General features: G+C 53.9%; 13 protein-coding genes and 1 tRNA gene. 5 read left to right on the forward strand and 9 right to left on the reverse strand.

Features of this window, described 5'->3' with window-relative positions:
* Nucleotides 1-20 precede the first annotated feature (20 nt).
* Entirely contained in the window at nucleotides 21-1,367 is a 1,347-nt protein-coding gene (gene argG / locus C1N69_RS20055; protein WP_047959538.1) for an argininosuccinate synthase, read from the forward strand.
* A gap of 186 nt (nucleotides 1,368-1,553) precedes the next feature.
* On the opposite strand, the gene C1N69_RS20060 is transcribed toward argG, so the two are convergent.
* The 6 genes from C1N69_RS20060 to rlmE form a co-directional block, all read right to left on the reverse strand.
* Nucleotides 1,554-1,640 (reverse strand) — tRNA-Leu (locus C1N69_RS20060).
* A 9-nt stretch (nucleotides 1,641-1,649) separates the two neighbouring features.
* Nucleotides 1,650-1,982 carry a preprotein translocase subunit SecG gene (gene secG, locus C1N69_RS20065; protein ID WP_045284760.1) on the reverse strand — a complete coding sequence of 111 codons (333 nt, stop codon included), beginning with the start codon at nucleotides 1,980-1,982 and terminating at the stop codon, nucleotides 1,650-1,652.
* 223 nt (nucleotides 1,983-2,205) lie between these two features.
* Complete coding sequence (gene glmM / locus C1N69_RS20070) at nucleotides 2,206-3,543, reverse strand: phosphoglucosamine mutase (protein ID WP_025756711.1); 1,338 nt, start codon at nucleotides 3,541-3,543, stop codon at nucleotides 2,206-2,208.
* Complete coding sequence (gene folP / locus C1N69_RS20075; protein ID WP_025756710.1) at nucleotides 3,536-4,384, reverse strand: dihydropteroate synthase; 849 nt, start codon at nucleotides 4,382-4,384, stop codon at nucleotides 3,536-3,538. Before folP ends, glmM begins: the two co-directional genes overlap by 8 nt.
* A gap of 98 nt (nucleotides 4,385-4,482) precedes the next feature.
* A complete protein-coding gene (ftsH, locus tag C1N69_RS20080; protein WP_013098921.1) occupies nucleotides 4,483-6,417 on the reverse strand; it encodes an ATP-dependent zinc metalloprotease FtsH in 1,935 nt (644 codons plus the stop codon).
* 102 nt (nucleotides 6,418-6,519) lie between these two features.
* The gene (gene rlmE, locus C1N69_RS20085) at nucleotides 6,520-7,146 is read right to left on the reverse strand and encodes a 23S rRNA (uridine(2552)-2'-O)-methyltransferase RlmE (RefSeq protein ID WP_003861812.1); all 627 of its coding nucleotides are present in this window, start codon (nucleotides 7,144-7,146) and stop codon (nucleotides 6,520-6,522) included.
* Between the two features lie 127 nt (nucleotides 7,147-7,273).
* Between rlmE and yhbY the strand changes: the two genes are divergently transcribed.
* On the forward strand, nucleotides 7,274-7,567 hold the full coding sequence (yhbY, locus tag C1N69_RS20090) for a ribosome assembly RNA-binding protein YhbY (RefSeq protein WP_003861814.1): 294 nt from the start codon (nucleotides 7,274-7,276) through the stop codon (nucleotides 7,565-7,567).
* A gap of 151 nt (nucleotides 7,568-7,718) precedes the next feature.
* Here yhbY and greA read toward each other — a convergent pair whose 3' ends face one another.
* Entirely contained in the window at nucleotides 7,719-8,195 is a 477-nt protein-coding gene (greA, locus tag C1N69_RS20095) for a transcription elongation factor GreA (protein WP_025756709.1), read from the reverse strand.
* A 227-nt stretch (nucleotides 8,196-8,422) separates the two neighbouring features.
* Between greA and dacB the strand changes: the two genes are divergently transcribed.
* The 3 genes from dacB to pmrB are packed head-to-tail and all read left to right on the forward strand — an operon-like array spanning nucleotide 8,423 to nucleotide 11,561.
* A complete protein-coding gene (dacB, locus tag C1N69_RS20100; protein WP_025756708.1) occupies nucleotides 8,423-9,856 on the forward strand; it encodes a serine-type D-Ala-D-Ala carboxypeptidase in 1,434 nt (477 codons plus the stop codon).
* 2 nt (nucleotides 9,857-9,858) lie between these two features.
* Nucleotides 9,859-10,521: a two-component system response regulator PmrA gene (gene pmrA / locus C1N69_RS20105; protein ID WP_025756707.1), complete on the forward strand. Its 663-nt coding sequence runs from the start codon at nucleotides 9,859-9,861 to the stop codon at nucleotides 10,519-10,521.
* On the forward strand, nucleotides 10,518-11,561 hold the full coding sequence (gene pmrB / locus C1N69_RS20110; protein WP_059385409.1) for a two-component system sensor histidine kinase PmrB: 1,044 nt from the start codon (nucleotides 10,518-10,520) through the stop codon (nucleotides 11,559-11,561). The genes pmrA and pmrB overlap by 4 nt, the downstream gene beginning before the upstream one ends.
* Before the next feature lie 37 nt (nucleotides 11,562-11,598).
* Here pmrB and cgtA read toward each other — a convergent pair whose 3' ends face one another.
* Nucleotides 11,599-12,774 carry an Obg family GTPase CgtA gene (gene cgtA / locus C1N69_RS20115; protein ID WP_045284746.1) on the reverse strand — a complete coding sequence of 392 codons (1,176 nt, stop codon included), beginning with the start codon at nucleotides 12,772-12,774 and terminating at the stop codon, nucleotides 11,599-11,601.
* Between the two features lie 15 nt (nucleotides 12,775-12,789).
* Entirely contained in the window at nucleotides 12,790-13,755 is a 966-nt protein-coding gene (locus C1N69_RS20120; RefSeq protein ID WP_059385408.1) for a DMT family transporter, read from the reverse strand.
* Nucleotides 13,756-13,842 lie beyond the last annotated feature (87 nt).

Here is a 13,842-nt window from a genome sequence, read left to right on the forward strand (position 1 = left end):
ATCAAGCAGGGTTTTATTCTATGACGACGATTCTCAAGCATCTTCCGGTAGGACAACGTATTGGCATCGCTTTCTCAGGCGGCCTGGATACCAGCGCTGCACTGCTGTGGATGCGCCAGAAGGGAGCGGTTCCGTATGCATACACTGCGAACCTGGGTCAGCCGGATGAGGACGACTATGATGCCATTCCTCGTCGCGCAAAAGAGTATGGTGCAGAGAACGCGCGCCTGATTGACTGCCGTAAGCAACTGGTCGCTGAAGGTATCGCGGCTATTCAGTGCGGTGCGTTCCATAACACCACCGGCGGCCTGACCTATTTCAACACCACTCCGCTGGGCCGTGCGGTTACCGGCACCATGCTGGTTGCCGCCATGAAAGAAGACGGCGTAAACATCTGGGGTGACGGTAGCACCTATAAAGGCAACGATATCGAACGTTTCTATCGTTATGGCCTGCTGACCAACGCCGAACTGCAGATTTACAAACCGTGGCTGGATACCGACTTCATCGACGAGCTGGGTGGTCGTCATGAGATGTCTGAGTTTATGATCGCCTGCGGTTTTGACTATAAGATGTCAGTCGAGAAGGCCTACTCTACCGACTCGAACATGCTGGGTGCGACGCACGAAGCAAAAGATCTGGAATTCCTGAACTCCAGCGTGAAGATCGTTAACCCGATCATGGGTGTGAAGTTCTGGGATGAGAGTGTCAAAATCCAGGCCGAAGAAGTGACCGTGCGTTTCGAACGCGGCCATCCGGTGGCGCTGAACGGTAAAACCTTCTCTGATGATGTCGAACTGATGCTGGAAGCTAACCGTATTGGTGGCCGTCACGGTTTGGGCATGAGCGATCAGATTGAAAACCGTATCATCGAAGCGAAAAGCCGTGGCATCTACGAAGCCCCGGGCATGGCGCTGCTTCACATCGCTTACGAGCGTCTGCTGACCGGTATTCACAACGAAGACACCATCGAGCAGTATCACTCTCATGGCCGTCAGTTGGGTAAATTGCTGTATCAGGGCCGCTGGTTTGATCCACAGGCGCTGATGCTGCGTGATGCCCTGCAGCGTTGGGTGGCAAGTGCGATTACGGGTGAAGTGACTCTGGAACTGCGTCGCGGGAATGACTACTCCATCCTGAACACCGTGTCTGACAATCTGACTTACAAAGCAGAGCGTCTGACCATGGAGAAAGGCGAATCCGTCTTCTCGCCGGACGATCGTATTGGCCAGCTGACCATGCGTAACCTTGATATCACCGATACCCGTGAGAAGCTGTTCAACTATGTTGAGAACGGTTTGCTGTCAGCCAGTTCCGGTAACGGTCTGCCGCAGGTTGAAAACCTGGAGCACAGCGACAAGAAGTAATCCCTGATGTGACAAGCAAAAGGCGCCCAACAGGCGCCTTTTTTGTAGCTTTCCCAGGCCCGGTAAGCGCAGCGCCACCGGCCCAAAATGGCGGGTGGCGCTGCGCTTATCCGCCCTACAAAAGATCAGATCCACAGAATACAGACGAAAAAAAAGACGTCTTTCGACGTCTTTCTTCTGGAATATTGGTACCGAGGATGGGACTCGAACCCACAAGCCCGTTAGGGCACTACCACCTCAAGGTAGCGTGTCTACCAATTCCACCACCTCGGTACAGAATACTTAGTGCGGGATATCGCTGGTTGGCTTAGCCGGTGCAGCTGGCTGAGTCTGCTCAGTTTTTGCTGGCGCGCTCAGGTTTTCCCACTCACTTCCTTTGTTGGTCTTGTTGCTGTTGATATTACCAAGCACCAGACTGATGATGAAGAACAGCGTAGCCAGAATCGCCGTTGTGCGGGTCATGAAGTTCGCAGAACCACTTGAACCGAACAGCGTACCGGAAGCGCCTGCTCCGAAGGAGGCTCCCATATCAGCGCCTTTACCTTGTTGCAGCATGATCAGCGCTACGAGAGCGATGGCTACAATAAGGAAAACAACTAAAAGAGCTTCGTACATAATCAACCTGTTCCTTGCGGATTTGCCGCATACCAATGCTTCGACCAATTAGCAGGATTTTTGTTTCCCACTGAAGCGGGTGTGAATACTAACCAAAGCGAATGACCTTCGCAAGGGCATTTTCGACGCATTGTATCAACTGCGGAAAAAAACAGCAAAAAGCCATTAATTGCTTAAAACCAAGGCGGCAAACGCCGCCTTTTTAATCATTTAGCGTGCACGGTTATGCAGCTTTCACGGCATCCGCAATACGGTGCGCAAATTCCGTCACCTGCGCTTCGTCTTCGCCCTCTACCATCACGCGGATCAGCGGTTCAGTACCAGACTTACGCAGCAGAACGCGCCCACGGCTGCCGAGCGCGGCTTCAACCTCAGCCATTACCGCTTTCACATTTTCACTTTCCAGCGGATCGCCTTTGCCAGCGGTGAAGCGCACATTAACCAATACCTGTGGGAACATCTTCATGCCGCTGCAGAGATCCTGCAGGGTCATATGGTTACGTGCCATGGCGGCAACGACCTGCAGCGCAGCCACGATGCCGTCACCGGTGGTCGTTTTGTCCAGCAGGATCACGTGGCCGGAGTTTTCAGCACCGATACGCCAGCCCTTCTCCTGCAGTTTTTCCAGCACATAGCGGTCGCCCACTTTCGCGCGGACAAACGGGATCCCAAGCTGTTTCAGCGCCAGTTCCAGACCCATGTTACTCATCAGGGTCCCCACCGCGCCTCCGCGCAGCTGACCCTGACGCAGACCTTCGCGCGCGATGATATACAGGATTTGGTCGCCGTCGACTTTATTCCCTTCGTGGTCGACCATGATCACACGATCACCGTCACCGTCCAGCGCAATACCCAGATCGGCTTTCTCCGCCAGTACGCGCGCCTGCAAGGCACGAACGTCCGTCGCACCGACCTGTTCGTTAATATTCAGACCATCCGGCTCACAACCGATAGCGATCACTTTCGCACCCAGCTCGCGGAAGACATTCGGAGCGATGTGATAGGTCGCACCGTTTGCACAGTCCACCACAATTTTGAGGTGCGCCAGGCTCAGCTCATTCGGGAACGTACCTTTGCAGAATTCAATGTAACGACCCGCTGCATCGACAATACGGTTCGCTTTCCCCAGCTCAGCAGAATCTACACAGGTGATCTCTTTTTCCATTTCGGCTTCAATGGCTTCTTCCACTTCGTCCGGCAGCTTGGTGCCATCGATAGAGAAGAATTTGATGCCGTTGTCATAGAACGGGTTGTGAGAAGCAGAAATGACAATCCCCGCTTCCGCGCGGAAGGTGCGGGTCAGATACGCGACAGCTGGCGTTGGCATTGGCCCTGTAAAGGAGGCAGAAAGACCGGCAGCCGCCAGACCGGCTTCCAGCGCAGACTCCAGCATATAACCCGAAATACGGGTATCTTTGCCGATAATGATCTTACGGGAACCATGACGTGCCAGTACCTTGCCAGCAGCCCAGCCAAGCTTCAGGACAAAATCAGGGGTGATTGGCGCATCGCCTACCCGCCCACGGATACCATCGGTACCAAAATATTTACGATTACTCATAGCGTTTGTTTTCCTTCGCTGCCAGTGTGGCTTCCACCACACGCATGGCTTCTACTGTTTCTTTGACGTCATGGACACGAATAATGTGCGCCCCCTGCATCGCCGCAATCACCGCGCAGGCCAGACTCCCGCTCAGGCGTTCACTCGGACCGACATTAAGCAACTGCCCAATCATCGACTTTCTCGACATACCCACCAGCAGCGGCAGGCCGAAATGATGAAACTCTGATAAGCGTGCAAGCAACGCATAATTGTGTGAGAGATTTTTACCGAAACCGAACCCCGGGTCGAGCAGCAATTTCTCTTTTGGGATGCCCGCACGTTCACAACGTGCGATGTGCTCAATAAAGAAGCGATTTACATCAGCAAAGACGTCGTCATACTTCGGCGCATCCTGCATCGTTTTCGGCTGACCCTGCATGTGCATCAGACAAACCGGCAGCCCGGTTTCCGCAGCCGCTTCAATCGCCCCCGGCTCTGTCAGTGAACGAATATCATTAATAATGTGAGCGCCCACTCTCGCCACTTCACGAATCACCTCAGGTTTGGAGGTGTCGACGGAGATCCATACCTCAAAGCGCTGGGCGATGGCTTCAACCACCGGCACCACGCGTGCCAGCTCTTCTTCCACCGAAACATCTGCCGCACCAGGTCGTGTCGACTCACCTCCAACGTCAATGATGGTGGCACCCGCGTTGATCATTAAATTGGCGTGCTTAACCGCCTCGATCAGGGTGTTATGCGTGCCGCCATCTGAGAAGGAGTCAGGGGTAACATTCAGGATCCCCATCACATGAGGATGTGAAAGATCGAGATGCGAGTCCTGGGCGAATAGTTTCATGGCTAAATCCCTGGTATTAATGTGGTTTAACGGAAAAGAAAAACCCCGGAGCAAGCTCCAGGGTTTGAGGTACAGAAAAACATTTCAACAGCAGTGACTTACTTATCGCCCAACTGTTCTGACATGGTGTTGCCCGGGTTCGGCGTACGCGGTTCATCAACCGGACGCGGCGCACGCGGAGTGCCATTATTGTCAGAATTGTTGGAAGCGCCTGGGTCTTCCCAGCCTGCTGGCGGACGCACTTCGCGGCGAGCCATCAGGTCGTCAATCTGCGGAGCATCGATGGTCTCATATTTCATGAGTGCATCTTTCATCGAATGCAGGATGTCCATATTGTCGTTCAGGATCTGACGTGCGCGACCATAGTTACGTTCAATCAGCGCTTTCACTTCCTGGTCGATGATACGAGCTGTTTCATCGGACATATGTTTCGCTTTCGCCACGGAGCGGCCCAGGAACACTTCACCCTCTTCCTCTGCATACAGCAGCGGACCGAGTTTGTCGGAGAAGCCCCACTGAGTCACCATGTTACGCGCCAGATTTGTCGCGACTTTAATGTCGTTGGACGCGCCGGTAGAAACATGTTCTGGCCCGTAGATGATCTCTTCCGCCAGACGACCACCGTAAAGGGTCGAAATCTGGCTTTCCAGTTTCTGACGGCTGGCGCTGATCGCGTCGCCTTCAGGCAGGAAGAAGGTCACACCCAGCGCACGGCCGCGTGGAATAATCGTCACTTTATGCACCGGATCGTGTTCCGGCACCAGGCGACCGATAATCGCGTGGCCTGCTTCGTGGTATGCGGTGGACTCTTTCTGCGCTTCCGTCATCACCATGGAGCGACGTTCCGCACCCATCATGATTTTGTCTTTCGCTTTCTCGAACTCTACCATCGACACCACGCGCTTGTTACCGCGAGCGGCAAACAGTGCAGCTTCGTTGACCAGGTTAGCCAGGTCCGCACCGGAGAAGCCCGGGGTACCGCGCGCAATGATTGCCGCATCGATATCTGGCGCCAGCGGTACGCGACGCATATGGACTTTCAGAATCTGTTCACGGCCGCGAACATCCGGCAGACCGACAACAACCTGACGGTCGAAACGGCCTGGACGCAGCAGCGCAGGGTCAAGAACGTCCGGACGGTTAGTCGCCGCGATTACGATGATACCTTCGTTACCTTCGAAGCCGTCCATCTCAACCAGCATCTGGTTCAGGGTCTGTTCACGTTCATCGTGACCACCACCAAGGCCCGCGCCACGCTGGCGGCCTACGGCGTCGATTTCATCGATGAAGATAATGCACGGTGCTGCCTTCTTAGCCTGCTCGAACATGTCACGCACACGAGATGCACCAACACCCACGAACATTTCGACGAAGTCAGAACCTGAAATAGTAAAGAACGGCACCTTCGCTTCACCCGCGATGGCTTTCGCCAGCAGGGTTTTACCGGTACCCGGAGGACCAACCATCAGAACGCCTTTCGGGATCTTACCGCCCAGTTTCTGGAAACGGCTCGGCTCGCGCAGGTATTCAACCAGTTCACCCACCTCTTCTTTCGCTTCGTCACAACCGGCGACGTCAGCAAACGTGGTCTTGATCTGATCTTCCGTCAGCATACGCGCCTTGCTCTTACCGAACGACATGGCACCTTTGCCACCGCCGCCCTGCATCTGGCGCATAAAGAAGATCCAGACGCCGATAAGAAGCAGCATCGGGAACCAGGAAATGAAGATAGAAGCCAGCAGGCTTGGTTCTTCTGGCGGCTCGCCTACAACTTTGACGTTTTTGGTCAGAAGGTTATCAAGCAGCTTAGGATCGTTCACCGGGATGTAAGTCGTGTAACGGTTACTATCTTTCTTGGTAACGTTGATCTCACGTCCGTTGATACGCGCTTCGCGAACCTGGTCCTGATTGACCTCCTGCAGGAAGGTAGAATAATCCACCTTGCGGCCATTCGACTCGCTGGGCCCAAAGCTCTGGAATACTGACATCAGCACAACGGCAATGACCAGCCAGAGTATTAGGTTTTTCGCCATGTCACTCAAGGGATTAACCTCATATTACAACTGTGTTAAAAACAGCGTCAGGATACTCTATATCCAGTTTCATTCAAACTTTCGCCTGAAATCTACCGGTTATCATTTTCGCCCGGTCGCTACAATATACACTTCACGGGAACGGGCCCGGGAAGAGTCCGGCTTACGAACTTTGACCTTCGCAAACAGGGAGCGAATTTCCTTAAGATACTCCTCGAAACCTTCGCCCTGAAACACCTTCACAACAAAACTACCACCAGGCGCTAGTACATCACGACACATTTCTAACGCTAGCTCCACCAGATACATGGCGCGGGGGATATCCACCGCCGGTGTTCCACACATATTTGGTGCCATATCTGACATGACAACCTGGACCTTACTGTCACCTACACGATCAAGTAACGCTTTCAGCACTAATTCATCACGAAAGTCGCCCTGAAGGAAGTCGACACCGACGATGGGATCCATTGGTAAAAGATCGCACGCGATGATTCGGCCCGTTCCGCCGATCTGCGTTACCGCATACTGGGACCATCCGCCAGGTGCTGCTCCGAGGTCGACAACCGTCATCCCCGGCTTAAAAAGTTTGTCACTTTGCTGTATTTCATCAAGTTTAAACCAGGCACGGGAACGCAACCCCTTTTTCTGTGCCTGTTGAACATATTTATCGCTAAAGTGTTCCTGAAGCCAGCGGCTGGAGCTGGCAGAACGCTTTTTACCTGTCATTTAACATTTCCGTCCTGGTTCATCGTTGCTTGCCTGTGACGTAAATTTCTACGCAGCTATTTGGCGATATAAGGGAGATGGCGGTAGAATGAACCGTTTTCAATCCCAACGTAAGCAAAAATATACGATGAATCTGAGTACTAAACAAAAACAGCACCTTAAAGGTCTGGCACATCCGCTCAAGCCTGTAGTGATGCTTGGCAACAATGGTTTGACCGAAGGGGTGCTTGCCGAGATTGAACAAGCGCTGGAACACCACGAGCTGATCAAGGTGAAAATCGCCTCTGAAGACAGAGACACTAAAAACCTGATCGTGGAAGCCATCGTGCGCGAAACCGGTGCCTGTAATGTACAGGTCATCGGTAAAACGCTGGTGCTCTATCGCCCATCTAAAGAGCGTAAAATCTCGCTGCCACGCTAAGGATATCCTGAATCAAACACATTTTCTGTGTTAAACGAGGGATTTCTGTCAGCAGGTGAGCAAAATGCCATGCTCCTTGAGTTGTTAAAAGGCCGCTATGCGGCCTTTTTCCTTTCTTTACAATGTATCAACATCTTTGCAGAGAGGCGAATTACAGGTACTCAACCTTGATAATTTCGTATTCCACTTCGCCGCCAGGGGTGCGGATGGTGACAACATCATCCTGCTCTTTGCCAATCAGGCCGCGAGCAATGGGTGAGTTCACCGAAATCAGGTTCTGTTTAAAGTCGGCTTCATCGTCACCCACGATACGATACGTTTGCTCTTCGTCGGTATCCAGGTTCAGCACGGTAACCGTTGAGCCGAAGATCACGCGGCCATTGTTAGGCATTTTGGTAATATCGATAACCTGCGCATTCGACAGCTTCGCTTCGATATCTTTAATACGCCCTTCACAGAAACCCTGCTGCTCACGCGCCGCGTGGTATTCAGCATTCTCTTTCAGGTCGCCATGCTCACGCGCTTCCGCGATAGCGGCGATGATTTCAGGGCGGCGAACGGATTTCAGGAAATCCAGCTCTTCGCGCAGTTTTTCGGCACCACGTAAGGTCATCGGAATAGCTTGCATTTGTTATACCTCTTAAACATTCCTGTTGGGAGCAGTGTTCCCTGCCCCGGCCCTCAAGAGCAGGCCAGAAGCAAAAAGAAAACCGACCCGGGAGCAACGCCCCAGGTCAGCAGCAATTTTCAATTTGATACGCATTTTACCGCGAAGTTCAGTATGGGTCATCGTTTACTTTGCAGTGCCATGCACCGTAGTATGACGGTTTGTTTTCGGGTTGTTAGCGCGAGATTATGCGATTTTCCAGATTTATCATCGGATTGACTACCAGTATAACGTTCAGCGTTCAGGCCGCGAATGTTGATGAGTATATTAATCAACTGCCCGCAGGTGCCAACCTTGCCTTGATGGTGCAAAAGGTCGGGGCGCAGACGCCGGAGATTGACTACCATAGTCAACAGATGGCCCTGCCTGCCAGCACCCAGAAGGTGATCACTGCGCTTGCCGCCCTCCTTCAGCTTGGTCCTGACTTCCGCTTTACCACCACGCTAGAGACCAAAGGCAAGGTCGAAAATGGCGAGCTGAAAGGCGATCTGATCGCCCGTTTTGGCGGCGATCCGACCTTTAAACGCCAGGATATTCGCAATATGGTGGCGGTGCTGAAAAAATCGGGCGTGCAGAAGATTGATGGCAACGTACTGATCGACACCTCCATTTTTGCCAGCCACGATAAAGCCCCCGGCTGGCCGTGGAATGACATGACGCAATGCTTTAGCGCCCCACCCGCCGCCGCGATTGTTGACCGAAACTGCTTCTCGGTTTCACTTTACAGCGCTCCCAAACCGGATGATTTAGCGTTTATCCGCGTGGCGTCTTATTACCCGGTCACGATGTTCAGCCAGGTCCGCACGCTGGCCAAGGGCTCTCCGGATGCACAGTATTGCGAACTGGATGTGGTGCCCGGCGATCTTAATCGCTTCACGCTTACCGGCTGCCTGACGCAGCGTGCCGATCCACTGCCGCTGGCCTTCGCCATCCAGGATGGCGCAAGCTACGCAGGCGCCATTCTTAAGGACGAACTGAAACAGGCAGGGATCACCTATACCGGTACCCTGCTGCGCCAGACGCAGGTTAATCAACCCGGCACGGTTATCGCCAGCAAACAGTCTGAACCGTTGCACGATCTGCTAAGGATCATGCTGAAGAAGTCTGACAATATGATCGCTGACACGGTGTTCCGCATGATTGGCCACGCGCGCTTTGGCGTTCCTGGAACCTGGCGTGCAGGTTCCGATGCAGTCCGTCAGATCTTACGTCAGCAGGCGGGAATCGATCTGGGTAATACTATCGCTGTCGATGGCTCCGGGTTATCGCGACACAATTTGATCGCCCCGGCAACCATGATGCAAGTGCTTCAGTACATTGCTCAACATGACACTGAGCTAAACTTTATCTCGATGCTGCCGCTCGCCGGGCATGACGGTTCACTTCAATACCGGGCCGGCCTTCACGCTGCCGGCGTTGATGGTAAAGTGTCAGCCAAAACAGGTTCACTGCAAGGGGTATACAACCTTGCGGGCTTCATCACTACCGCCAGCGGACAGCGCATGGCATTCGTGCAGTATCTTTCCGGCTATGCCGTCGAACCGACCGACCAGCGCAACCGTCGTATTCCACTGGTTCGCTTCGAAAGCAGGCTTTATAAGGACATCTACCAGAATAACTAGCGATGAAACTACTTATAGTTGAAGACGATCTGTTATTACAGGAAGGGCTGGCGCTTGCGCTGGCCAGTGAAGGATATGCCCTCGACTGCGCCGCCACGGCGGCGGAGGCCGATGCCCTGATCCAGAGCGGCGAATACAGTCTGGTGATCCTCGATTTAGGTTTACCGGATAAAGACGGCGCGACGCTGCTCACCCAGTGGCGCCGCCGCGGCATCGCTAATCCGGTGTTGATCCTGACGGCACGCGATGCCATTGAAGATCGTATTACCGGCCTTGATGCTGGGGCCGATGATTACCTGGTGAAGCCCTTTGCTCTGGCAGAGTTGCAGGCGCGCGTCCGGGCCCTAATCCGCCGTTATCAGGGACACAGTGATAACTTACTCACCGACGGCGATATCACGCTGAATCTGCAAACCCAGCAGGTCCTGCGCCAGTCCCAGCCGGTAGAAGTCACGCCCAAAGAGTTTGCCCTGCTTACGCGCCTGATTATGCGCAGCGGACAGACGGTGCACCGTGAGACCCTCCAGCAGGATATCTACTCCTGGCAGGACGATCCGGGGTCGAATACCCTTGAGGTTCATATCCATAATCTGCGTCGTAAGCTCGGGAAAGACAGGATCAAAACCGTCCGCGGCGTGGGCTACCGTCTGGAGAGTCAGAAATGAACAGCATGCGTCGGCGGTTAATGGTCCTGCTGGCGGTGATACTGTTGTTTTTCCAGCTGATCAGCGTGATCTGGCTCTGGCATGAAAGCCGCGAGCAGATCGGTTTTCTGGTCAATGAGACATTGTCTGCCAAATCACGCAATAACCATGTCGAGAAAGAGATCCGTGAAGCGATTGCCTCGCTGCTGGTCCCTTCCCTGGTGATGGTCGGCTTCACCCTGTTTTTCTCCTTCTGGGCCGTTACCTGGATAACCCGGCCCCTGAATAAACTGCGTGCCAGTCTGGCGAATCGTTCGGCGGATAACCTGACCCCGCTTCCGATGTACTCTGACATGGAAGAAATTGGCGCTGTCACCACCTCTCTCAATCAGCTACTTGCCCGGCTGGATCACACCATTCAACAGGAGAGGCTGTTTACAGCCGACGCCGCACACGAGCTGCGAACGCCCCTCGCCGGGATCAGGCTGCATCTGGAACTCATGGCGCAGTCAGGCACGCCGCAGGCCGCGACATTGATAACCCGTATAGATCAATTGATGCACACGATTGAACAGTTGCTGATGCTGGCGCGAGCCGGGCAGGCGATGGCGAGCGGTCACTACGAGACGGTGAACTGGACAGATACGATTATTACGCCGCTTGGCCTTGAGCATGAAGCCAAAGAGCATACGGTCATTTGGCCGCCTAAAAGTACGCTCACGGTGCAGGGAGACGCTGTGCTTCTGCGCCTTATGCTGCGCAACCTGCTTGAAAATGCCGGACGTTACAGCCCCGCAGGGACAACCATCACAGTGACATTATCCGCGCAGGGCGGCGGAACGCAGGTCAGCGTTATCGATCAGGGGCCTGGTATCGATGAAGCGCACCGACAGTCAATCACAGAACCGTTCCGTCGTCTCGACCAACGCTTTGGTGGCAGTGGCCTGGGCCTGAGCATCGTGCAGCGTATCCTGCAGCTTCATCATGGAAAACTGACGCTGGAGAATGGCGAGAAAGGCGGTCTCATTGCCAGCTGCTGGCTGCCTGCAACGTTAGAATAAAAAAAGCCCCTGAATCAACAGGGGCCTTTCACGACGATTAGTGCTTGTAGATGAACTCGACGCCTTCTTCGTCGTCTTCATCCCAGTCATCGTCCCAGTCTTCATCATCCTCTTCCGCTTCCAGCTCTTCGAGCTGCTGGCGGTGGTAGTCATCCCACATGAATTCGACTTTTTCAGGCTGTTTGGCTTCTTCCGCCTGAACAACTGGGTTCTCGATGATGAAGGTCATCACATCCCAGCACAGATCTTTCACGCCCACCTGGCTTGCGGCGGAGATAAGATAGTATTTATCTTCCCAGCCCATCGCTTCAGCAATGGCTTTCGCTTTTGCTTCCGCTTCGGCTTTATCCATCAGGTCGATTTTGTTAAAGACCAGCCAGCGCGGTTTGTTGGCCAGTTTTTCGCTGTATTTCTCCAGCTCGCCGACGATGATACGGGCATTTTCTACCGGATCGGAACCATCAATTGGATCGATATCGATCAGGTGCAGCAGGACGCGGCAACGCTCAAGGTGTTTCAGGAAGCGGATACCCAGACCGGCACCTTCCGCTGCGCCTTCAATCAGACCCGGAATATCGGCAACCACGAAGCTCTTCTCGTTATCCATACGAACAACGCCCAGGCTTGGCACCAGGGTTGTAAACGGATAATCCGCCACTTTTGGTTTCGCAGCAGAGACGGCACGAATAAACGTCGATTTGCCCGCGTTTGGCATCCCGAGCATGCCCACGTCTGCCAGAAGCATCAGCTCCAGCTGCAGATCGCGCTTATCGCCCGGCGTACCCATCGTTTTCTGACGTGGCGTACGGTTAACAGATGATTTAAAACGGCTGTTGCCCAGACCGTGCCAGCCACCTTTAGCGACCATCAGGCGCTGACCGTGTTTGGTCATGTCACCCATGGTTTCACCGGTCCCCTGGTCAATCACACGCGTACCGACAGGCACCTTAATGGTGACGTCTTTTCCGCGTTTACCGGTACAGTCACGGCTCTGGCCGTTCTGACCACGCTCAGCGCGGAAGGATTTTTCAAAACGGTAGTCGATCAGCGTGTTGAGGTTCTCATCCGCCTCCAGCCACACGTCACCACCATCCCCGCCGTCGCCGCCGTCAGGGCCGCCACGAGGGATATACTTTTCACGGCGGAAGCTCACGCAACCGTTGCCGCCATCACCAGCCACGACAAGGATCGTCGCTTCATCAACAAACTTCATTTTACACTCCGTAACTCATTCGCCTGAGCGGGGGACTACTACAACCGCTTCATTTTTGCGCCAACGTCCCCAAAGACGATGACCAATGGCGGAATACATCGCGCCCGCAACCACGACAAACGCACCGAGATAGCCCAACAGGTTGAGCATCGGTCTGACGAAGACATCGGGCCAGGCCATTGATAACAAATCTGAAAATAACAGCGTAAACAGCGGAGTAAGCGTAATTAATGCGCTCACCTGTGCTGCCTGCCAGCGCGCCATTGCTTCGGCCAGCGCGCCATAACCAACCAGCGTGTTCAGCCCACAAAAAAAGAGGCACGCCAGTTGCCAGTCGCTAAGCTCGGTGATTACCCCCGGCTTCGCTAACGGCAACAACGCCAGTGTACACAAAGTGTACAGCAAAAAGAGGATCTGCTGTGAGGCAAGACGACGCAATAACACCTTTTGCGCGACGCCATAGCTCACCCAGACCGTTGCTGCCCCTACACCGAAGATCACACCCCAGGTGTAATCGGTCAGCCGGGTAAAAATCTCGATCAGACTGGTATTGAAGAACATCACCAGACCGCATAGCAGCATGCTCGCCCCGATAATCTGCGTACCGCGCATCTTCTCCTTGAGGATAAAGACGCTGGCGACCATCATGCCCACGGGTGAAAGCTGACCAATCACCTGTGACGCCGTAGGGCTAAGATATTGCAGGGAAGAACTGAACAGAATGAAGTTCCCAAACAGTCCACCTGTCGCGATAGCCAATAACACCAGCCAGCGCGGTTTACGGAAGAGTCGCAGCGGAGGAAGCTTACCTTTGACAGCCAGAATCGCCCCGAGGCCGATACTTGCCATCAGAAAGCGATAAAAGACCACCGTAGGCGGCTCCATCACTTCCAGTACCTGCTTCATTGCAATTGGCAACGCACCCCAGCACATTGCGGTAGTGAGCGCCAAAAGAATACCTATGCCGGCCTGCTGCTTCATGCCCGTTTTCCCTACAGAAAAAATTACCGGGTTTCCAATGTAAAAAGCCCCGCAACAGGTTGCGGGGCTTTAATCCGTTACCGGACC

It is taken from the genome of Enterobacter sichuanensis (genome assembly GCF_009036245.1).
GTDB lineage: Bacteria > Pseudomonadota > Gammaproteobacteria > Enterobacterales > Enterobacteriaceae > Enterobacter > Enterobacter sichuanensis.

Excerpts from the sequence above, each read along its gene's own strand:
- folP (WP_025756710.1), bottom strand. The coding sequence starts at position 4,384 with ATGAAACTATTCGCCCAGGACTCGCATCTCGATCTTTCACATCCTCAT.
- glmM (WP_025756711.1), bottom strand. The coding sequence starts at position 3,543 with ATGAGTAATCGTAAATATTTTGGTACCGATGGTATCCGTGGGCGGGTA.
- argG (WP_047959538.1), top strand. The coding sequence starts at position 21 with ATGACGACGATTCTCAAGCATCTTCCGGTAGGACAACGTATTGGCATC.
- cgtA (WP_045284746.1), bottom strand. The coding sequence starts at position 12,774 with ATGAAGTTTGTTGATGAAGCGACGATCCTTGTCGTGGCTGGTGATGGC.
- pmrA (WP_025756707.1), top strand. The coding sequence starts at position 9,859 with ATGAAACTACTTATAGTTGAAGACGATCTGTTATTACAGGAAGGGCTG.
- C1N69_RS20120 (WP_059385408.1), bottom strand. The coding sequence starts at position 13,755 with ATGAAGCAGCAGGCCGGCATAGGTATTCTTTTGGCGCTCACTACCGCA.
- yhbY (WP_003861814.1), top strand. The coding sequence starts at position 7,274 with ATGAATCTGAGTACTAAACAAAAACAGCACCTTAAAGGTCTGGCACAT.
- dacB (WP_025756708.1), top strand. The coding sequence starts at position 8,423 with ATGCGATTTTCCAGATTTATCATCGGATTGACTACCAGTATAACGTTC.
- ftsH (WP_013098921.1), bottom strand. The coding sequence starts at position 6,417 with ATGGCGAAAAACCTAATACTCTGGCTGGTCATTGCCGTTGTGCTGATG.
- secG (WP_045284760.1), bottom strand. The coding sequence starts at position 1,982 with ATGTACGAAGCTCTTTTAGTTGTTTTCCTTATTGTAGCCATCGCTCTC.
- rlmE (WP_003861812.1), bottom strand. The coding sequence starts at position 7,146 with ATGACAGGTAAAAAGCGTTCTGCCAGCTCCAGCCGCTGGCTTCAGGAA.
- pmrB (WP_059385409.1), top strand. The coding sequence starts at position 10,518 with ATGAACAGCATGCGTCGGCGGTTAATGGTCCTGCTGGCGGTGATACTG.
- greA (WP_025756709.1), bottom strand. The coding sequence starts at position 8,195 with ATGCAAGCTATTCCGATGACCTTACGTGGTGCCGAAAAACTGCGCGAA.